This is a genomic window from Dysosmobacter welbionis (genome assembly GCF_005121165.3).
GTDB lineage: Bacteria > Bacillota > Clostridia > Oscillospirales > Oscillospiraceae > Oscillibacter > Oscillibacter welbionis.
On record NZ_CP034413.3, the window covers coordinates 2679339 to 2697642 of the forward strand.

General features: G+C 63.3%; 18 protein-coding genes. 8 read left to right on the forward strand and 10 right to left on the reverse strand.

The window, feature by feature from the left end; genetic code table 11:
* Positions 1 to 10 precede the first annotated feature (10 nt).
* From EIO64_RS14085 to EIO64_RS18870, 7 genes are all read left to right on the forward strand, one after another.
* Positions 11 to 361, forward strand: a complete 351-nt coding sequence (locus EIO64_RS14085; protein ID WP_036628517.1) for a hypothetical protein — start codon at positions 11 to 13, stop codon at positions 359 to 361.
* Positions 362 to 374: 13 nt separating this feature from the next.
* Positions 375 to 1445, forward strand: a complete 1071-nt coding sequence (locus tag EIO64_RS14090; protein ID WP_119310632.1) for a baseplate J/gp47 family protein — start codon at positions 375 to 377, stop codon at positions 1443 to 1445.
* The gene (locus tag EIO64_RS14095; RefSeq protein ID WP_119310633.1) at positions 1438 to 2010 is read left to right on the forward strand and encodes a hypothetical protein; all 573 of its coding nucleotides are present in this window, start codon (positions 1438 to 1440) and stop codon (positions 2008 to 2010) included. Before EIO64_RS14090 ends, EIO64_RS14095 begins: the two co-directional genes overlap by 8 nt.
* Before the next feature lie 247 nt (positions 2011 to 2257).
* Entirely contained in the window at positions 2258 to 3028 is a 771-nt protein-coding gene (locus EIO64_RS14100) for a cyclase family protein (protein ID WP_036637186.1), read from the forward strand.
* 112 nt (positions 3029 to 3140) lie between these two features.
* Positions 3141 to 3752, forward strand: a complete 612-nt coding sequence (locus EIO64_RS14105) for a peroxidase-related enzyme (RefSeq protein ID WP_021748530.1) — start codon at positions 3141 to 3143, stop codon at positions 3750 to 3752.
* Between the two features lie 3 nt (positions 3753 to 3755).
* Positions 3756 to 4169: an oxidoreductase gene (locus EIO64_RS18865; protein ID WP_136891505.1), complete on the forward strand. Its 414-nt coding sequence runs from the start codon at positions 3756 to 3758 to the stop codon at positions 4167 to 4169.
* Complete coding sequence (locus tag EIO64_RS18870; RefSeq protein ID WP_136891506.1) at positions 4166 to 5704, forward strand: oxidoreductase; 1539 nt, start codon at positions 4166 to 4168, stop codon at positions 5702 to 5704. Before EIO64_RS18865 ends, EIO64_RS18870 begins: the two co-directional genes overlap by 4 nt.
* Before the next feature lie 185 nt (positions 5705 to 5889).
* On the opposite strand, the gene EIO64_RS14120 is transcribed toward EIO64_RS18870, so the two are convergent.
* The 4 genes from EIO64_RS14120 to EIO64_RS14135 are packed head-to-tail and all read right to left on the reverse strand — an operon-like array spanning position 5890 to position 9280.
* Positions 5890 to 6261 carry a cupin domain-containing protein gene (locus EIO64_RS14120; RefSeq protein WP_021748532.1) on the reverse strand — a complete coding sequence of 124 codons (372 nt, stop codon included), beginning with the start codon at positions 6259 to 6261 and terminating at the stop codon, positions 5890 to 5892.
* A 56-nt stretch (positions 6262 to 6317) separates the two neighbouring features.
* Positions 6318 to 7091 carry an HAD family hydrolase gene (locus EIO64_RS14125; RefSeq protein ID WP_119310635.1) on the reverse strand — a complete coding sequence of 258 codons (774 nt, stop codon included), beginning with the start codon at positions 7089 to 7091 and terminating at the stop codon, positions 6318 to 6320.
* A gap of 2 nt (positions 7092 to 7093) precedes the next feature.
* Positions 7094 to 8146 (reverse strand): cysteine protease StiP family protein, encoded by a 1053-nt coding sequence (locus EIO64_RS14130; protein WP_119310636.1) that lies wholly within the window; start codon positions 8144 to 8146, stop codon positions 7094 to 7096.
* 9 nt (positions 8147 to 8155) lie between these two features.
* Positions 8156 to 9280, reverse strand: coding sequence for a phosphoribosyltransferase domain-containing protein (locus EIO64_RS14135; RefSeq protein ID WP_119310637.1), 1125 nt, complete (start codon positions 9278 to 9280; stop codon positions 8156 to 8158).
* Positions 9281 to 9456: 176 nt separating this feature from the next.
* Between EIO64_RS14135 and EIO64_RS14140 the strand changes: the two genes are divergently transcribed.
* Entirely contained in the window at positions 9457 to 10017 is a 561-nt protein-coding gene (locus tag EIO64_RS14140) for a rhomboid family intramembrane serine protease (protein WP_119310638.1), read from the forward strand.
* A 45-nt stretch (positions 10018 to 10062) separates the two neighbouring features.
* On the opposite strand, the gene EIO64_RS14145 is transcribed toward EIO64_RS14140, so the two are convergent.
* The 6 genes from EIO64_RS14145 to EIO64_RS14170 all read right to left on the reverse strand — a co-directional run bounded on the left by EIO64_RS14145 (position 10063) and on the right by EIO64_RS14170 (position 18141).
* The gene (locus EIO64_RS14145; protein WP_025545043.1) at positions 10063 to 12720 is read right to left on the reverse strand and encodes a calcium-translocating P-type ATPase, PMCA-type; all 2658 of its coding nucleotides are present in this window, start codon (positions 12718 to 12720) and stop codon (positions 10063 to 10065) included.
* 95 nt (positions 12721 to 12815) lie between these two features.
* Entirely contained in the window at positions 12816 to 13418 is a 603-nt protein-coding gene (locus EIO64_RS14150) for a TerD family protein (RefSeq protein WP_025545042.1), read from the reverse strand.
* Positions 13419 to 13495: 77 nt separating this feature from the next.
* The gene (locus EIO64_RS14155; RefSeq protein ID WP_021748540.1) at positions 13496 to 14077 is read right to left on the reverse strand and encodes a TerD family protein; all 582 of its coding nucleotides are present in this window, start codon (positions 14075 to 14077) and stop codon (positions 13496 to 13498) included.
* Between the two features lie 17 nt (positions 14078 to 14094).
* Positions 14095 to 14676, reverse strand: a complete 582-nt coding sequence (locus EIO64_RS14160) for a TerD family protein (protein WP_021748541.1) — start codon at positions 14674 to 14676, stop codon at positions 14095 to 14097.
* A gap of 24 nt (positions 14677 to 14700) precedes the next feature.
* Complete coding sequence (locus EIO64_RS14165) at positions 14701 to 15867, reverse strand: toxic anion resistance protein (protein WP_021748542.1); 1167 nt, start codon at positions 15865 to 15867, stop codon at positions 14701 to 14703.
* Between the two features lie 3 nt (positions 15868 to 15870).
* Positions 15871 to 18141 carry a YceG family protein gene (locus tag EIO64_RS14170; RefSeq protein WP_136891507.1) on the reverse strand — a complete coding sequence of 757 codons (2271 nt, stop codon included), beginning with the start codon at positions 18139 to 18141 and terminating at the stop codon, positions 15871 to 15873.
* Between the last annotated feature and the right edge of the window lie 163 nt (positions 18142 to 18304).

Here is an 18304-nt window from a genome sequence, read left to right on the forward strand (position 1 = left end):
GGGGATGGAGATGGGACTTTCCCTGCGGAATGGAGATTATGTGCCTGACGGGACCGGTGGCCTGCGGCGGACCGAGGGCCGGGAGGCCCTGTTGGAGCAGGTTCTCTTCCGCCTGACAGCGCGGCGGGGGACCTTCCCATTCCTGCCGGAGCTGGGGAGCCGGCTGTGGCAGCTGGGACAGCTGCCCGCCGCCAGACGGCAGAGCGCGGCGGAACAATATGTGGCGGAGGCCCTGGCGGCGGAACCGGGGCTGACGGTGGAGCAGGTGATTTTGACGGAATCCGGCGGCGGCCGGGCACAGGTGACGGTCGGCCTCACCTGGCAGGGAGAGGCTCTGTCCGTCACCGTGGAGGTATCGTGAGAGGAGCGGTTGTTTGAAAACGACAGAGGAGATCTACCAGACGCTGCTGGCGGCCTTCGCCCAGCGGGCGGGCTTCACACCGGAGGCAGACTGCGATCTGGCCGTGCGGCTGTACGCTGCGGCAGCGGAGCTGCAGGCCCTGGGCATCCAGAGCGAGTGGGTGCTGGACCAGAGCTTTCCCCAGACGGCCCGGGGCGTGTATCTGGACTACCACGCCCAGATGCGTGGCATCGCCCGGACGGCGGCCACGAAGGCGGTGGGAACGCTCCGCTTTTCTGTGGAGCGGGCGCCGTCCACGGCTCTGAGCATCGCCGCCGGAACGGCCTGCATGACGGAGGGAGAGACCCGGTTCCAAACCACGGCGGAGGCGGTGCTGGCAGCAGGGGAGCTGTCCGTGGATGCTCCGGCGGAGGCCTTGGAGCCTGGGCGGAGCGGCAATGCCGCCGCGGGGACCATCGTGATCCTCACCGCCTGCCCGGTGGGGATCACCGGATGCACCAATCCGGCGCCCTTTACCGGCGGCAGTGACCAGGAGGACGACGCGAGCCTGCGGAGCCGGATTTTGGAGAGCTATCAGCGGCTGCCCAACGGGGCCAACGCGGCCTGGTACGAGCAGACCGCCATGGGCCATGAGGGCGTGGCGGCAGCCCGGGCAGTGGGCCGGGCCCGGGGGATCGGCACAGTGGATGTATACATCGCCACGGCGGCCGGACTGCCGAATGGGACACTGCTGGCGGCGGTCCAGGCGGACCTGCAGGAGCGGCGGGAGATCGCCGTGGACGTGCAGGTCAAGGCCCCGGCGGCGGTGGAGATGGACGTGTCCGCGGAGCTGGCCGTCCGGGAGGGGGCGGACTTCTCCGCGGTGAAGGCCGCCGCAGAGCAGGCTCTGGCGAGCTTTTTCAGCGGCCGCAGGTTGGGCGGGCCGGTACTGCTGGCGGAGCTGGGGGACCTGTTGTACCACGTGGAGGGCGTGGAGAACTACCGCCTGCTGGCCCCTGCCGCCGATCTGGCGGCGGAGGACGGAACGTTGCCCATGCTGGGCCGGGTGACGGTGACGGAAATGGAGGCGGACGACGATGTATGAGGCGCACCTGCGCAGCCTGCTCTCACCGCTGGGAATCTATGACTTGGAAGAGCACTCCGCCAGCGGCGCGGCCGTCTGCGCACTGGGAACAGGGCTGGACACAGTCAGCCGCCGGCTGGAGGAGATCGAGCGGGAGGCGCTGACTGCCACGGCGGAGGGAGAGGGGCTGGCCCGGCGGGAGGCCCTGTTTGCCCGCCGCCCCGCCGCCGTCACGGCAGAGGACCGGAGGGCCGCCATCGCGGCCCTTCTGCAGATTGACGGGGACAGCCTGACGCCCGCGGCCATCGACCGGACGATCCGGGGCTGCGGAATCCGCGCCCGGGCGCTGGAGATGGGCGGGGGACAGCTGCGGGTGATTTTCCCGGAGGTGGCCGGGGAGCCGGAGGACTTCGACCAGATCCGAAAGATCATTCTGGACATCCTGCCCTGTCACCTGGAAGTGGAGTTTTACTTCCGCTATCTCACCTGGGCGGAGTGCGAGGCCGCCGGGTACACCTGGGGCCAGGTGGAGGCGGCGGAATACACCTGGGAGAGTTTCCAGCTGGCGGTACCGCCGGAGCGATAGCGCAACGAAAAAAGGCCGCTGCCCTTACGGGCGGCGGCCTTTCTCTGCGCCGGAAGAGACTGGGCGGGCTGCTGTCTGAAAACCACATCAAAGCAGAAAAAGACAAATGGTTTTGTGGCGCGGACAATATTTTTTTACACTTCGCAGATTGCAAATTCTGGGATTTCCCTGTATACTGCATCTATCGAGACGCATACCGCGTTTGGAGACAAGCATACCCCGTCACATGAAAAGGAGGAAACACGTTATGGCGAATTTGACACTGTGGGAGCAGATCAAAGAGTTGAAGTCCCCCAAGTACAAGTGGGTGGACCTGACCCATGAGTTGAGTCCTGAGACGCCCCATTGGTTCGGCTTCAAGCCCCTGCAGGCGGACCTGCTGTTCGACTATGCGGAGGGCACGCCTGAGGACATGATGGCCCCTATGCGCTGTATCCAGTACAGCGTGGCCAGCCAGTACGGCACCCACACCGACGTGCCCCGGCACTTCTGGGGCAGCGGCCGGGACATGAGCGCGATCACCGTCCAGGAGCTGATGTATCCCCTGGTGGTCATCGACAAGTCCGCCGAGTGCGCCGCCAACCCCGACTTCATGCTGACGGTGGACGACCTGAAGGCCTGGGAGGCCCAGTACGGCAGGATCCCCGAGGGAGCGTTCGTGGCCTTCCGGTCCGACTGGTACAAAAAGCCCAACCTGGACAATCCCGATGAGAACGGCGTGCCCCATTATCCCGGCTGGGACAAGGCGGCCATCCAGTGGCTGGTGGAGGAGCGGAACATCGGAGCCATCGGCCACGAGCCGGCGGACACCGATCCCGGCTTCGTCACCACCAAGGAGGGCGCCTATCCCTATCCCGGTGAGCAGTACATCCTCCAGGTGGACCGGATCCAGATTGAGGTCATGCGGAATCTGGACCAGGTCCCGCCCGTGGGCAGCCTGATTGTCATCGGCTTTCCCAAGTTGAAGGACGGCACCGGATTCCCCACTAGATGCTTCGCCATCTGCCCGGTGGACTGATCCGGACCCAACAGGCGCGGCAGAGCTGCACTCTGCCGCGCCTGCGCTTCTTTACACTCAAACGTTTTTATGCTATCATGAAACCAGCTTATTTTTACAGGAGGATCGCACTATGGCACTGGAATTTGATGAACAGCTCTCCCGGCTGGAAAAGCCCAACCGCAATGAGATGACCAACAAGGAATATGCCGTCTTTAACGAGAACGTGGAGACCATGGAGAAGAACTGGGGCTTTATCAACAACCTGTTCAAGGTCCTGCCTCTGAACGCATCCCAGTACATCGGCTTCCTGGACTTCAAGGGATCCCTGTTCAACCCGGACACCTGCTACCTCACCAACGCGGACAAAGAGATGATCGGCGTGGTAGTCTCCTCCATCAACTGCTGCTCCTACTGCCTGACCACCCACGGCGATGCGCTGCGGGGCTATACCAAGAATCCCATGTTGGTGGATAAGCTCTGCTACAACTTCCGCTCCGCCAAGGATCTGCTGACGGAGAAGCAGTATGCCCTGTGCGAGTATGCCTGGTATGTCACCAAGCACGCCGACGAGATCGACGAGACCCAGATCGAGAACCTGCGCAAGGCGGGCTTCAACGACCACGAGATCCTGGAGGCCGCCTTTGTGGCCGGCTTCTTCAACTACACCAACCGCTGGGTTTCTACCATCGCCCCAGTGGCCAATCCCGGTCACTTCAGCCACAACCGCAATTTCGAGGGCTGACCCATGGCGTACAAAAAGCTCTTTGAACCTGGCCGCATCGGCGGCCTCACCATCCGGAATCGGGCCGTCATGTCCCCCATGGGCACAGACCTGGCGGACATTCGGGGCAACGCCACACCCCGTCTGATCGCCTATTACACTGAGCGGGCCAAGGGTGGCATCGGCCTCATCATCAACGAGTACACCGGAGTGGACGACGTGGACTCCATCCCCACCCAGCACAACCTGCGGATGGCCCAGGACTACAACGTCCAGGAGGCGGAGGAGCTGACCCGCTCCGTCCACGCCTACGGCGCCAAGATTTTCGCCCAGCTCCACCACGGCGGCGCCACCTCCAAAAGCGCCTTCACCGGTCGGCAGAACCTGAGCCCCAGCGGTGTCCCCATGGCGCCCGGGGCGAGGTGCCCCGGGAGATGACCCTGGAGGACATCAAGCGGGTGCAGGAGAAGTTCATCGCCGCCGCCATCCGCTGCAAGAAGGCGGGCTATGACGGTGTGGAGCTCCACGGCGCCCACTCCTATCTGATCGCCCAGTTCTTCAGCAAGTACTACAACCGCCGCACCGACGCGTACGGCGGCTCCCTGGAGAACCGCTGCCGCTTCATCGACGAGATCATCGCCGGCATCCGAGCCAAGCTGGGGCGGTATCCCATCTCGGTCCGCATCTGCGGCGACGAGATGACCGACGAGCCCGGCTTCCTCACGCTGGAGGACGGCCTGGAGATCGGCCGCCACCTGGAGGCCCAGGGCATCGACTGCATCAACATTTCCAATGGCAGCTCCTGGAACGGCAACGCCAACTGCGAGCCCTTCTCCTACACCCCCGGCTGGAAGAAGCACGTGGCCAAGGCCTTCAAGGAGGCGCTGTCCATTCCCGTCATCGCCACCAACACCATCAAGGACCCGGATTTCGCCGAATCTTTGCTGGAGGAGGGCGTCAGCGACTTCGTGGCCCTGGGCCGCAGCCAGTTCGCGGACCCGGAGTTCATGAACAAGGCCAGGGCCGGCAAGCCGGAGAGCATCCGTAAGTGCATCGGCTGCATGTACTGCCGGGAGCGGCTGCTGGGCAACGCCATGCCGGTGGAGTGCTCCCTGAACCCCCGGCTGGGCCGGGAGTACCGCTACCGCTGGCAGGACCTCCAGAAGAACGGCAACAGCCGCCCCGTGGTAGTCGTGGGCGGCGGCCCCGGCGGCTTGGAGTGCGCCGTCATCCTGGCCAAGCGGGGCTTCGCCGTGACGCTGCTGGAGAAGGAGGCCGCCCTGGGCGGCACGTTGAACATCGCCAAGCTGCCGCCCCACAAGGCCAACCTCCAGGACGTCACCGACGTGCTGGCGCTGGAGGCCAGGGAGCTGGGCGTCACCGTGAAGCTGAACACCGAGGCCACGCCGGAGACCGTGGCGGCCCTGCACCCCGTGGGGGTGTTTCTGGCTGCCGGTGCGCCGCCGGTGGTGCCGAAGTCCATCCCCGGCATCGACAAGGCCGTGCTGGCGGAGGACGTCATCCTGGGTAAGGCCCCTTGCACCGGCAAGGTGGTGCTGGTGGGCACCGGCCTGACGGGCCTGGAGTGCGCGGAGATGATCCTGGAGCAGGGCCACAGCCTCGCCATGGTGGAGATGAACCCCACCGTGGGCCAGGGGATTTTCGGCGTGGTGTTCAACGACATTTACAGCCGTATCAAGCCCTATGATCCGGAGGTCTACACCAGCCACAGGCTCACTGCCGTCACTGATACCGGCGTGACCGTGGAGGACATGGCTACCGGTGAGACCAAGACCATCGCCGCGGACACCGTGGTGCTGGCCATGGGCACCCACAGCCAGGAGGCCATGGAGGCGTCTTACCGGGCCGCCGGACTGAACGCCATTCTGGTGGGCAGCGCCGAGATGCCGGGCCGCATTGCCGGTGCTACCCGGGATGGCTTTGAAAAGGCATGGGGCTTCGAGGCAGAGTGATTTGGCAGGCTCCCCGGAAAGGGGCCGGAACGGGCACAGCGATTCCCGCATGATCCGGCGCACCGGGAATACCGGCAAATGCCGCTGTACATGAAGCTTTTTGGGCATTATTTCTAATCGCACACGGTAAAAGAGACCGGACAGATTTCTGTCCGGTCTCTTTTTGGCAGGGTCAGGCAAACGGTTCAGCACCCGTTCAGGGGATTCACATCCCCCTCCGGCGGCACGATGCACAGGGCCATCAGCTGCCCCTTGCCGGTATTGCCGAAGTTGTGGCGCACGCCGCCGGGCACATGGACCCAGGTGCCGAACTCCAGGGGCACCCGTTCCTTGTCGATGAGGAAATAGCCCTCCCCCTGGATGCAGAGGAACCAGTGTGGCCAGGGGTGGGAGTGGACACTGCTCTCGGCCTCCGGCTCCAGAGTGAAGAGGCGCATCACATAGTCGTTCCAGAACCGGCCGTCAGGCCCGAAGACGATCTTCTTGGTGGAATTTTCAATGAAGTGTCCGCCGGTCACCACCGGCAGATCCCGGATGTTGCCGGAATACTCGCTCATAGACAGATCCTCCCCTTATTTTGATAACCTCAGTATAGAATCTTTGGGTGGAAAAATCAAGTGTTCTCCAGAGAGGCGGCATAGCGGAGCACGTTCTCCAGTACAAAGTCGGGAAAGCGGCAGTCCCTGCCGCACACCCGCGTGCGCTCCCGGGGCAGCCGGGGCAGCAGCTCCGCGTCCGGGATCAGGGCCAGGTCCGCCTGACGGAGCATGGGCACGTCGATGACGCTGTCCCCGGCGGCGATCACCCGCTCCGGGCCGAACCGCTCCACCGCCCGGCGGAGAGCGGTCCCCTTGTCGATCCCCGGTGGAAAGAAATAGACCTTCCGGCCGGAGACCACCGCCTGGAGGGCGGAGCCGCCGCACCAATCCCGGGCCACGCGTTCCGCCGCCGGGATGTCCGGATAAGCGGCGTAGACGTACACACCCTCCACGCACCGCACGGAGGTGGCCCCGCCCTGCCGGGTCAGATGATCCAGGACCGCGGCCAGCGCCTCCCGGTGGTCCCGGACCAGCGCCTGGGACGCGGCGTACCACGCCCGGTCCACCTGACCGTCCCGCAGCAGGACGGCGCCGTTGGCGGTCAGGGCAATCCTGGGCGCCGTGCCGTCCGGCCACTGGATGCGCTGGTACTGCTCGATGGACCGGGTGGTGATGGGCAGCAGATGGACCCGCTGGACGACCTGGGGCAGCAGGTCTGGCGTCTCCCGGGTGAAGAAGCCCTGCTCGGCCCCGTTCAGACGCTCCACACACCGGTCCTCGGGCTGCCGGTGCCGGTGGGAGAAGAGGAGCGTGTTGTCCAGGTCGCTGGCAAACAGAATCGTTCCCATGGCTATGTGTCCGCCAGGTCCCGGATCAGGCCGCAGGCCCGGTAGTTCTCCAGGGGATACTCCACCAGCTCCGCGCCCTTCTCCCTGGCCAGTTGGTAGATGTGCCCCAGATGGGCTTCGTCTCGGAGGCTGTGGACCAGCACCTTCCAGGGCACCCGCCGCAGCAGGACACGGGTGGCCTCCCCGATGCTGGGCTTGATGAGATTGATGTCCCGGATGCCGAAGTCCGCCCCGATCCGGTGCACCTCCTCCAGTCCGGCCCGGCCGCTGCGCCGGGGCGGGGGAACGGCGTCGGCACAGGCGGGGAAATGGGCCTGGATGGTGTCGATGAACTGGTACGTCAGGTCCTGGTCCTTCAGCTCCCGGTAGAAGGCAGCGCCGTGAAAGTCCCCGGGGCTGATGATGTCGCCGCGGAGGAACGTCCGGCTCAACAGGCCGGACACGGTGGAGTTCAGGCAGGAGCTGGCGATGAGGAAATCGTCATGGGTGCCGCAGATGGCCGCTACGTTGGCCGGGTCCGACAAAACTGTCAGCCCCGGCGAGACGCCGGGGTAGTCCGTCATGGCTGCGTCCAGCTGCCGCTGGATGGCGCCCTTGCCGGTCCAGCCGTCCACGAACTGGATATCTCCAGGGGCGTGGCGGTTCAGGAGATAGGCCATGGCATTGCGGTCGATGCCCCGGCCCCGAATGATGGAGATGGTGTAATGGGGGAGGTCGGCACCGTACCGGCCTTGGAGATAGCGGCGGATCAGAATGCCGATGGGCGTCCCTGCCCGGGCCAGGGAGACCAGGGCGCACTGCCTTCCCCTGCTCTCCCAGATCTGCTCCGCCGCCCGGGCCACAGCCTCCGCTGTGATGCCGGCGTACCGCTCCAGGGCGTCGTGATAGGCGGCCAGATAGGCCGGGGAGGGCTCATACTCCAGGGGCAGCATCTCCGAGTAGTGGACACCGCTCTGGATCCTGGCCTCCCGCTCCCGGGTGCCCAGGGGCGTCACCAGGCCGGTGATGTCTTTCAGCAGGATGGTCACATCCTGACTTTGATATGTGCTGAACATAAGATCCTCTCAAATTCTGCAGAGATAGAGTCGGGGACAGCCCAGCTGCCCCAGGGCCGCCGCCAGCCGGGTGCAGGCGGTCCCGTCCACCGCCGCGGGCGCATCCGTCACCACCAGAGCGGCGTCATAGGCGGCTAGGTCATAGAGATATGTCTTCCGGTCCCCACCGTAGAAGCTGGGCAGCAGCACCCCGTTTCGGATGGGGTAGGCAGAGTCGGGGCAGATGCCGATGGGACTGCGGGTAGTGGCATGGCAGCGTACTGTGGCACAGAGACCCGTCTGCTCCGCCAGCGACCCTACCGTCAGGGCAGGATACATGCACTCTTCGGTCCCCAGCACCAGCAGGGCGCCCTGGTCCGGCAGCTCCTCCCGGAGGCGGGACAGCAGCTCTTCCGCGGCGGCGCGGCAGCAGTCCGTATAGCAGCCGACGGCCACACCACGGCGTGGGTCCGGCAGAGGCTCCGCCGTGTACAGCGTCCGCAGGTCCGGCAGGGGGCCCTGGGCAGGGGGAGCCGCCTCCTTTACAGGGATCCCGGTCACCATCCGCTCATAGTCTTGATGTTCCAGCCGCACCAGGCACTCACAGGCAATGCCGGCCTCTGCCAGCCTGGCCTGGTTCTCCGGAGAGACCCGGCTGAGGATGGACGCAGCTGCCAGCCGCCGCTCGCCCAGCCGGGGATACCGCTCCCGCAGCTGCTGGACCATGTTGATGAGGGTCCGCCCGGTGGAGAACTCGTCATCCACGAATACGATGGCGGGGCTGCGGTCGATCCAGTCCGCCAGCTGGTCGGCACAGAGCCGGTGCTCCGCTGCGTGGCTGTGCTCCTCCCGAAAGAGGATCCAATCTCCGTCCAACGCCTCCCGGGTGGTGTGGACATAGAGGCAGTCCGGCCCCAGCCGGGCTGCCACGGCGGCGCCGATGGCGGTGGCCGTCTCGGCAAAGCCGATGACCAGCCGGGCCTCCGGGTACTTGGCGGCCACCTGGTCCCCCAGGGCACCCATCATCTCCAGAGCCGCCGCGGGGCTCACAGGGATGTGCTTGGCCTGCAGGGGATTGACCAGCAGGTAGCTCCGCTTGGGGTTGTTGTATCGCTTGGCGATCCGCAGCGTGTCTGCGGCCGTATATGGGTGCATTGCGGCACCCTCCCTTCGTCGTGTCATGAAATCGTGGTGAGACTTTGATTATAGCACAGCTTCCACCCCAAAGAAACCTCTTTCCCGCGCCTCGGCCATTTCAAATTGCGCCGCCGGAGAATCTGTGGTAAGATGGGAAAAACAACACCGCCGCGGCCGGCGGGGAGGAGCGCGCCATGAAAAAGCTGCAATACAATTCTCCGGTGATCCTGACCTTTTTCCTGCTGTCCCTGGGTGTCCTGCTGCTGGACTGGATCACCGGAGGATGGACGACCCTGCACGCCTTCTGTGTCTACCGCTCCTCCCTGGCAGATCCGCTGTTCTATGTGCGGCTGTTCGGCCATGTGCTGGGCCACGCGGATTTCGACCATTTCCTGGGCAATATGCTGCTGCTTTTGGTGATCGGCCCGCCGCTGGAGGAGAAGTACGGTAGCCGGACGCTGCTGGCCGGCATTCTACTGACGGCGGGGGTCTCCGGCATCCTGCAATGCGTGTTCTTCCCCGGCTCCGCCCTGCTGGGGGCCAGCGGCATTGTGTTCATGCTGATTATGCTGGCCTCCCTGGCGGGCATGAAGGACGGCCGCATCCCCCTGACGCTGATCCTGGCAGCGGTCCTGTATCTGGGGCAGGAGGTGTACGCCATGGTGGCCCTGCGGGACAACGTGGCCAACTTCATGCATCTGGTGGGCGGCGTCACCGGCACGGTATTCGGCGTGGTGCTGGCAAAAAGGCGGTGAAGAAAAAAGAGGCGGGCATTTTGGATGCCTGCCTCTTTTTTCGGTTTACTTCCGTCCCACGATCACCTTGCGGAGGATGTCCACGGGGATCATGGTGAACGCCAGCAGAATGGCGGCAGCCCACCCGGCGGGCGGGAAGGGCACACAGCTGAACATATTGCTGATCCAGCCGAATACCGGCACGGGGATCAGGGCAGCGTTGACGATGAACGCCTGCACCAGGACGATGATAACGAACACCCGCATGAAACCGGGGTTCAGCTTCAGATCCTTAAAGATGTCAAAGCTGTCGCTGCGCACGTTGAAGGCGTTGAACAGGGCGCTCCAGATGAACAGCACGAAATAGGCGGAGAGCTTCTGCTCCGTGCTGGCAAAGAAGCTGTCAAAGAAAGGCACTTTCAGGAAGACAAAGCTCAACGCCGTCAGCCACAGGCCCATGGTGACGATCTGGGCCATCATGGACTTGCTGACAATGCTCTCATCCCGGCGGCGGGGCGGCTCGGACATATACCGCTCCTGGGCGGGCTCATTGCCCAGCATGATGGCGCCCAAGCCGTCCATCACCAGGTTCACGAACAGCAGGTGGGTGACTTTCAGGGGCTCCTCCACGCCGAAGAAGGGAGCGATAGCGCTGACCACCACGGCGGCCACATTGATGACCAGCTGGAACCTGCAGAATTTCAGGATATTGTGGTAAATGGTCCGGCCGTACCAGATGGCGTCCTTGATGGACTTGAAGTTGTCGTCCAGGATGACGATCTTGCCGGCCTCCTTGGCGGCCTCGGTGCCGCTGCCCATGGCGAAGCCCACGTCCGCCCGCTTCAGGGCCGGGGAGTCGTTGACGCCGTCGCCGGTCATGCCCACCACCAGGTTCAGCTCCTGGCACAGGCGCACCATCCGGGACTTGTCCGTGGGCAGGGCGCGGGCGATGACCCGGATGCGGGGGATGATCTTCTTCACCTCGTCGTCGGACAGCTCGTTGAGCTGGGTGGAGGTCAGCGCCACATCGTCCCGGGTCCGCAGCAGCCCGGCCTCCCGGGCGATGGCCACGGCGGTCTCCAGCCGGTCGCCGGTAATCATGACCACCTGGATGCCGGCCTTCTGCACCTCGGCGATGGCCTCCCGGGCCTCGGGACGCACGTCGTCCCGGATGCCCACCAGGCCGATCAGCACCGTGTCGGCGTTGATGGCGTTCTCCGTCATCTCGCTGGGGGAGTAGCCGAAGGCCAGCACCCGCATGGACTTGCCTGCCAGCTCGTCGATCTTGGCGTTCAGGGACTCCAGGTCCAGGGGATGCTCGTCCCCGTCCAGGCTGAGGTACTTCTGGGCCACGGCCAGGAACTTCTCCGGCGCGCCCTTGTAGAAGGTGCGGCCCGCCCCGGCGATGTAGGCCTGGCTGAACTTATTGGCGGAGTTGAAGCTTTGGGATTTGGTGACGGCATAGGAGGAGACCTCATCCAGCTTGTGGAAGGTCTCCTGCCCCAGAAAGCGCATCAGCGCCTGGTCCGTGGCGTTGCCGCCCACCACGCGGCCGCTGCCGTCATACATGGACTGGCTGTTCTTGCCGATGGCCAGATCGATCAGGCCCTTGAGCTTGGTTTGCTGGGCCAGTTGATCCAGAGGGATAGCCACGCCGTCTGCGGTGAAGAACTCCACCACCTCCAGGTGGCCCTTGGTAATGGTGCCCGTCTTGTCACTGAACAGGATGTTCAGGGAGCCGGCGGTCTCGATACCCTCCGCCTTGCGGACCAGCACGTTGTGGTCCAGCATCTTGCTGGTGTTCTGCATCAGCACCAGAGAGATCATCAGGGGCAGCCCCTCCGGCACGGCGCACACGATGATGACCACCGCCAGGGACACAGCCTCCACGATGTCCTGGATGATGACTGGGGCTCCGGAGGAGAAGTACGCCGCAAACCCGCCGGCGGAGAGGATGAAGTAGCCAAAGTACATGATGGCGATAACCACGGCGCCGATGTAGCCGAAGCGGGAGATCATGTCCGCCAGCTTCCCGAGCTTCACCTTCAGGGGAGAGTCCGGCTCGTCGTCCTGCATCTCCTCGGCCATCTTGCCCATCATGGTGGCAAGGCCCACCTTGCGCACATCCAGCACGCCCTCGCCGTCAAACAGCACGGCGCCCCGGAACAGGGAGTGGGCGTCCACGAAGGTGTCGCCGGTGATGTCCTCCGGCAGGGGGAAGGACTCGTCCGCCGCGGTCTTGGGGCATTCCTCCGCCTCGCCGTTGAGGGCGGAGTTGTCCACCCTTAAAGTTCCGTGGATCAGCACGCCGTCCGCCGGCACCTTGTCGCCGGACTGGAGCAGGACCTTGTCCCCCACCACCACGTCATCCACGTCGATGACGGTGACCAGACCGTTGCGGTAGACCTTGCACTGATCTTTTTTGGTGCTGTCCTTCAGCTGGCGGTACTTCGTGTCGCTGGCCACGCCGGTCTTGGCGGAGACGAATGCCACGATCAGCACGGCCACGACAGTGCCGATGGGCTCATAGATCTCCGCATAGCCCAGCACACACATGACGATCATCAGGGCCGCAATAGCCAGCAGGATCCGGATCATGGGGTCCTTGAACGTCTCCTTGAACTCCGCCCAGAAGGTGGTGGGTTCGGAGTCGGGGATCACATTGGACCCGTATTTTTTTCGGGATTCCTCAACTTGTTTGTCAGTCAGTCCATTAAAATGCATGATTGTTACACCCATTCGCTGCGGGAAGGGGGGCCTGCGCACAGCAGACCCCTCCCGCGGTTCAAATTTTCAATATCTTTTTTTGGGGCCGCCGCTCACATATAGCGCCGGGCCAGCTCCACCAGGCCGGGATCCGTGGTGGCCTGGCCGATGGCGTTGAACTTCCACTCGCCGTTGTTGCGATAGACCTCGCCGAAGATCATGGCGGTCATGTTGTCGTAGTTCTCGGAGAGGTTGTAGCGGCACATCTCCTGGTTGTTCCGGGCGTCCACGATGCGGATGAACGCGTTCTGGATCATGCCGAAGTGCTGGCGGCGCTGCACTGCCTGATAGATGTTCACCACCAGGACAATGCGGTCATACTCCGCGGGGACGCGGGCCAGATCCACCACGATCTGCTCATCGTCGCCTTCGCCGGCGCCGGTCAGGTTATCGCCCATGTGCTGGACAGTGCCGGTGTAGTGCTTCAGATTGCCGAAGTAGACGATGTCCTTCTTGTCCGTCAGCTTGCCGTTCTGCAGCACAAAGGCAGAGGCATCGCAATCGATGGCGGGGCCAGAGGACCCGAACAGGCTGCCGAACAAACCGCCCTTGGACTTGGCGGCCTCATCCCAGCCCAGACCGATGATGACTTTGGAAAGACCCTCGTTGCCCTTGGTCAGGCTGATCTTCTGGCCCTTTTGCAGACTCACAGACATATATATTTCCTCCTTCAAAATGTCCGGCCGCGCCCCCGGGCGCGGCCGGAGAGATCTGATGCTCCCTGTCGGGATGCTTATTCCACGTCCACGCCGTAGTTGGCGCACAGGGCCGCCAGACCGCCCTGATAGCCGCTGCCGATGGCGTTGAACTTCCACTCGCCGTTGTTCTTATAGACCTCACCGAACACCGCTGCCGTCTCGATGGAGAAGTCCTCGCCCAGGTCATAGCGGAGCATCTCCTGGCCGTTGGTCTCATCGAAGATGCGGATGAAGGCGTTGTTCACCATACCGAAGTTCTGCCGGCGGCTCTCCGCCTCGTAGATGGTCACGGTGAAGGCAATGCGCTGGATGTTGTCGGGCACCTTCGTCAGGTCGATGCGGATCTGTTCATCGTCCCCGGCACCCTCCCCGGTCAGGTTATCGCCCAGATGCTCTACCGCGCCGGAACTGTGCTTGAGATTGCCGTAGAACACGAAGTCCCCGGAGGAGGTCACTTTGCCGCTCTCTCCCAGCAGGAAGGCCGCCGCGTCCAAATCAAAATCCCCGCCGGTGTCAAAGCTGTTCACGTCCCAGCCCAGGCCCACGACCACCTTGGTCAGGCCGGGATTCCCCTTGGTCAGGCTGACTTTCTGTCCTTTTTGTAAACTGATAGGCATGATATTCCTCCTTGTAATCACTCAGCGTCAATGCCGTAGTGGCCGCACAGGGCTGCCAGACCGCCCTGGAAGCCGCTGCCGATGGCATTGAATTTCCACTCGCCGTTGTGGCGGTACAGCTCACCCACCACGATGGCCGTCTCGATGGAGAAGTCCTCCGCCAGGTCGTAGCGGATCAGTTCCGTGCCGGTGGACTGGTCCACGATGCGGATGAAGGCATTGGACACCTGGCCGAAGTTCTGGCGGCGGTTCTCCGCGTCATAGATGGTGCAGGTGAAGGCGATCCGCTCGATGCTGGCGGGCACCTTGGCCAGATCCACCATGATCTGCTCGTCATCGCCGTCGCCTTCGCCGGTCAGGTTGTCGCCCATGTGCTCCACCGCGCCGGTGCTGTGCTTGAGGTTGCCATAGAAGATGAAGTCCCGCTCCGTGGGGCACTTTCCGCTGGCGCCCAGCAGGAAGGCAGCCGCGTCCAGGTCAAAGGCGCTGCCGCTGTCAAAGGCGTTCACGTCCCAGCCCAGGCCCACCATGATCTTGGTGAGGCCGGGGTTGCCCTTGGTCAGGTCGACTTTTTGTCCCTTGGAAAGATTGATCGGCATAGTGATTTCCTCCGTTCCCAATATTTAATGATTCACGGACCCCTTGTCCGGCATGTGATACATCTGGTCGAACTGGGCCTTGATGGCCTCCAGTCGCTTTTGGTCCTCCACCCGCTGCTTGCGGGCGTTCTCCTGGATCTGCTTCGTCTCGTCGATGCCGCTGACGATGGTGCGCCAGGTCTGCTCCAGCGTCTCGATTTTAATGGAGCTGCCGGAGGCCAGACGGGCGGTCATCTTGGCCTGCTCCGCCGTGTTCTGGGCGTTGCGGATCAGCATTTCATTGGTCTTGGCGTCCAGGGCGCTCATGGCCTCCGCCTGCAGCCGCTGGCGCTTGAGCATGATGGCCTGGGTCAGCGCCTGCTTGAACACCGGCAGGGTGATGATGAAGGCGGAGTTGATCTTCCGCACCAGATTCATATTGCTGAACTGCATGGTCTTGATCATGGGGATGGACTGCATGGCCACGTTCTCCGCCGTCCGCAGGTCCTGAGTCCGCTGCTCCAGCATCATCAGGGCCTGATTCAGGGTGGTCAGCTCGAACTGGATGGAGTTGTCCCCTGTGGCCTCCATATCCGCCTGGCGCTGGGCGATGTATGCCTCCAGCTCCCGGCACCCCTGCTCACCGGCCAGGATGTAACGCACCAGCTCGTGGTAGTAGTTCACATTGGCCTGGAACATCTCCTCCAGCTTCCGGTTGGACTGCTTGATGTCTGCCTCGTACTGCTTCAGCTGGACATAGATCTTGTCCACTTCATCGCCCATGGTGTGGTACTTGGCGAGGATTTTGTCCAGCTGCTTGCGGAGGTTTCCGAACAGCTTGCCGAAGAGGCCGGGGTTCTCCTTGATCTCTTCGATGTCGAACTTGTCCATGATCTTGGCCAGCGTGTTCAGCATCGCGCTGGAGTCATCCAGCTGGGACAGGTTCATGCTGTTGAGTACCACGTCGGAGCACTTGGAGATCTCGTCTGCTGCTCCGGCGCCGAAGGAGACAATGGACTCCAGGTTGTATACCTCGATCTGGCTGGCCAGGGCATCCACCTCCGGCGAGTTGACCAGCGTCTGGGTCATCATCTGCCGGTCGGCGGAGATGTCGTACTGCTGATAGCTCTCTTCTTCCTGGGGGGCGGCAGGTGCCTGTCCCTGAGAGGGCTGAGGCTGGGATGGGGTCGGTCTGCTGAGATTCAGGCCCATAAGTCATATACTCCTTCCAAATAGTTTTCTGATGGAGTGCAGTCCGCTTTCCTGCACGGTGTTGAAATCAGGAATCCGCAGGTCGTAAAGATAGTCCCCGATCTGCGTCTCGCTGGCAAAGGGGCGCGTGAAGTGCTGCTCGATGCACTGGTAGCCGGTGGGGACGAAGAATAGCACGTCGAAGCCCACTAGGCTCAAAAACGCGGCGAGGATGCTGTCCTCCAGAGAGATCCTCTCCTCCGTGGGGTTGATGTAGATGAGCTTGGGGTTCTTCTTGGTGAAGTCGAACTTCTGGATCTTCCGCAGCAGGTCCTTGGGGAGATTCAGGGCGGTGGCGATCACCGTGTACTCCGTACCGTTCTCAAAGGTGCCGCGGATCAGCTTCTGGTCCAGCAGAAGCTGCAATTTGTCCAGCAGGTGCTCCTGCATCTCCGCCCGCAGGATGCCGTAGAGATAGGCGCTGTGGGACTTGATCTTGCCGCGCAGCAGCTTGCCGTTCTTCAAAAACTGCGTGGCGTACGGCTTCACGGGGTTGGGATCCGTGCCCTGGACCCAGGGGACAGACCGGACCACCTCCGTGTCCGGCGTGATGAGCTTCTTGATGTCCAGCCAGTACTGGGAGGCGTTGCCGTCCTTCACGCCGCAGATCTTCTGGCAGATCACCGGCAGGGTGACGGTGTCCCCGGCGGCGGAAAAGCTGGGACGGTATTTCATCTCCTGGTCCCACAGAATCGGGATCTCCTCGTACATGGTCTGCAGCAGGACCGTGGAGGCCTTGGCGTACTGCTGGTTCCGATACAGTCCCGTGTCCTGGTACATCAGCCGGTCCAGGTCCCGCTCCGCCTGATAGGCGGCGGTGGTGACCCGGGCCTGGTTCTGGTCCACCGGGAAGCGGTCCAGAGAGACGGATTGGGGACAGTGGACCTCCAGCAGATCCGGGGTGTGGAGGGCGCTGCCCTCATTCAGATTGGGGAGCAGCAACAGGACATCCACCGGCAGGCGGGCCAGCAGCCGCAGGAACAGGGCTCCGGTGTCCGACGCGCATCTGCCAAACTGGAGAAAGACCGCCACCTCCGGCGCCTTCCAGTCCGGAAAGAGGTCCTTCTGATACCGGTTCAGCCAGCACAGGAGGTACACTGCCCGGCTGGTGAGCTTGGAGACGCTGCCGCCGCACCGCTCCCCCTCCTCCAGCACCAGATCGATGAAAGCTCGGGTCATCAGGCGCTGGAGCTCCACATTGGCCGGATACCGGATGTTGGCGGCGAGACCCGCCGCCAGCTGCTCTGCGGAGGCGTAGTTGCCCCGCTTGACCGCGGCGATCTCCTCCGGCCCGGGGGGCGCGGGGTCTCCGTTGACCACGCAGATCCGGCGGCCGCCGCCCTGGAGGGACTGATAAAACGCGAAGAGGTCGTTGGTATAGGTGAGATTGTCCTCCACACCGTACTGGCAGAGGAAGAGGTTGCAGAAAAAGCGGGGATCGTTTCCGCGGGCCTGCACAGCCGTCAGCGCCGCGTTCAGCTCTGCCTTCTGCACCCAGGCGTTGGTGCAGGGAGAGAGGGAGGGCGGCGTGCCGTAGAGCCGCTGGCGGCGCACCTCCCGCTCCAGCTCCGCCTGAAGCTGCTTGACACCGAAGCCCGCCGGGAAGGGCCCCAGGCCAGGGGCCTGATACAGGTGCGACAGGGCCGACTGGGGGTCCACGGTGAGATATGCCTGGTCGCCGCCGCACTCCAGCAGGACGATATCCGCCCCCGCCCGGGAGAGGACCGTCAGCAGCTGCAGCTCATAATGGCTCACGTCCCCGGCATAGAGGATCTTGGGCAGCGTCTCGCCGCCCAGCACGTTGACGATCCGCTCGAACTTGTAGTAGAGCCAGCACATGTATTTCATGTAGGCATTGCGGAGCATATTGTCGTTTTTGCCCGCCCGGCGCATATCGTCCAGGGTGGCATACATGGCCGTCACCACAGCGTCCCGCTGCCCGTCCGTCATCCGGGGCAGCCATTTTTTCAGCCGCTGGGAGAGAAAATCCCGGTCCATCTGGAAACCGGACCCCATCATCTCATTGAAATAGGACAGGTTGTCGGGCGTGGGGTTGGGGATGCGCCCGTCGATGATGACGCCGGACCGGCGGGCCGCCTCATAGTAGCGGCGCAGAAAAGCGGCCACCGTCTCCCCGTACCCGGCGATCCGGCAGAAAAACACGCGGGACCCGCCCCGTTCCGAGAGCGGGCGGAAATAATCATTCAGTTGTGCCGTTCCCGCCTGTTGAAACATCGCAGCCCAGTCTCTTTCTCATCACAAGATTTGTGTTTCTCATTATAGCGGCTTTGGAGAGGATTTTCAACAGATGCATGGAGCATAGCTTGAGAATCCACAAAAATTTTACATTCGTCAGCATGGCGCGGGTATTTTCTTCTCCGGCGGGAAGTGCTATAAT

Coding starts and splice junctions, on each gene's coding strand:
- EIO64_RS14085 (WP_036628517.1), top strand. CDS start 11: ATGGGACTTTCCCTGCGGAATGGAGATTATGTGCCTGACGGGACCGGT.
- EIO64_RS14095 (WP_119310633.1), top strand. CDS start 1,438: ATGTATGAGGCGCACCTGCGCAGCCTGCTCTCACCGCTGGGAATCTAT.
- EIO64_RS14100 (WP_036637186.1), top strand. CDS start 2,258: ATGGCGAATTTGACACTGTGGGAGCAGATCAAAGAGTTGAAGTCCCCC.
- EIO64_RS14105 (WP_021748530.1), top strand. CDS start 3,141: ATGGCACTGGAATTTGATGAACAGCTCTCCCGGCTGGAAAAGCCCAAC.
- EIO64_RS18865 (WP_136891505.1), top strand. CDS start 3,756: ATGGCGTACAAAAAGCTCTTTGAACCTGGCCGCATCGGCGGCCTCACC.
- EIO64_RS18870 (WP_136891506.1), top strand. CDS start 4,166: ATGACCCTGGAGGACATCAAGCGGGTGCAGGAGAAGTTCATCGCCGCC.
- EIO64_RS14120 (WP_021748532.1), bottom strand. CDS start 6,261: ATGAGCGAGTATTCCGGCAACATCCGGGATCTGCCGGTGGTGACCGGC.
- EIO64_RS14125 (WP_119310635.1), bottom strand. CDS start 7,091: ATGGGAACGATTCTGTTTGCCAGCGACCTGGACAACACGCTCCTCTTC.
- EIO64_RS14130 (WP_119310636.1), bottom strand. CDS start 8,146: ATGTTCAGCACATATCAAAGTCAGGATGTGACCATCCTGCTGAAAGAC.
- EIO64_RS14135 (WP_119310637.1), bottom strand. CDS start 9,280: ATGCACCCATATACGGCCGCAGACACGCTGCGGATCGCCAAGCGATAC.
- EIO64_RS14140 (WP_119310638.1), top strand. CDS start 9,457: ATGAAAAAGCTGCAATACAATTCTCCGGTGATCCTGACCTTTTTCCTG.
- EIO64_RS14145 (WP_025545043.1), bottom strand. CDS start 12,720: ATGCATTTTAATGGACTGACTGACAAACAAGTTGAGGAATCCCGAAAA.
- EIO64_RS14150 (WP_025545042.1), bottom strand. CDS start 13,418: ATGTCTGTGAGTCTGCAAAAGGGCCAGAAGATCAGCCTGACCAAGGGC.
- EIO64_RS14155 (WP_021748540.1), bottom strand. CDS start 14,077: ATGCCTATCAGTTTACAAAAAGGACAGAAAGTCAGCCTGACCAAGGGG.
- EIO64_RS14160 (WP_021748541.1), bottom strand. CDS start 14,676: ATGCCGATCAATCTTTCCAAGGGACAAAAAGTCGACCTGACCAAGGGC.
- EIO64_RS14165 (WP_021748542.1), bottom strand. CDS start 15,867: ATGGGCCTGAATCTCAGCAGACCGACCCCATCCCAGCCTCAGCCCTCT.
- EIO64_RS14170 (WP_136891507.1), bottom strand. CDS start 18,141: ATGTTTCAACAGGCGGGAACGGCACAACTGAATGATTATTTCCGCCCG.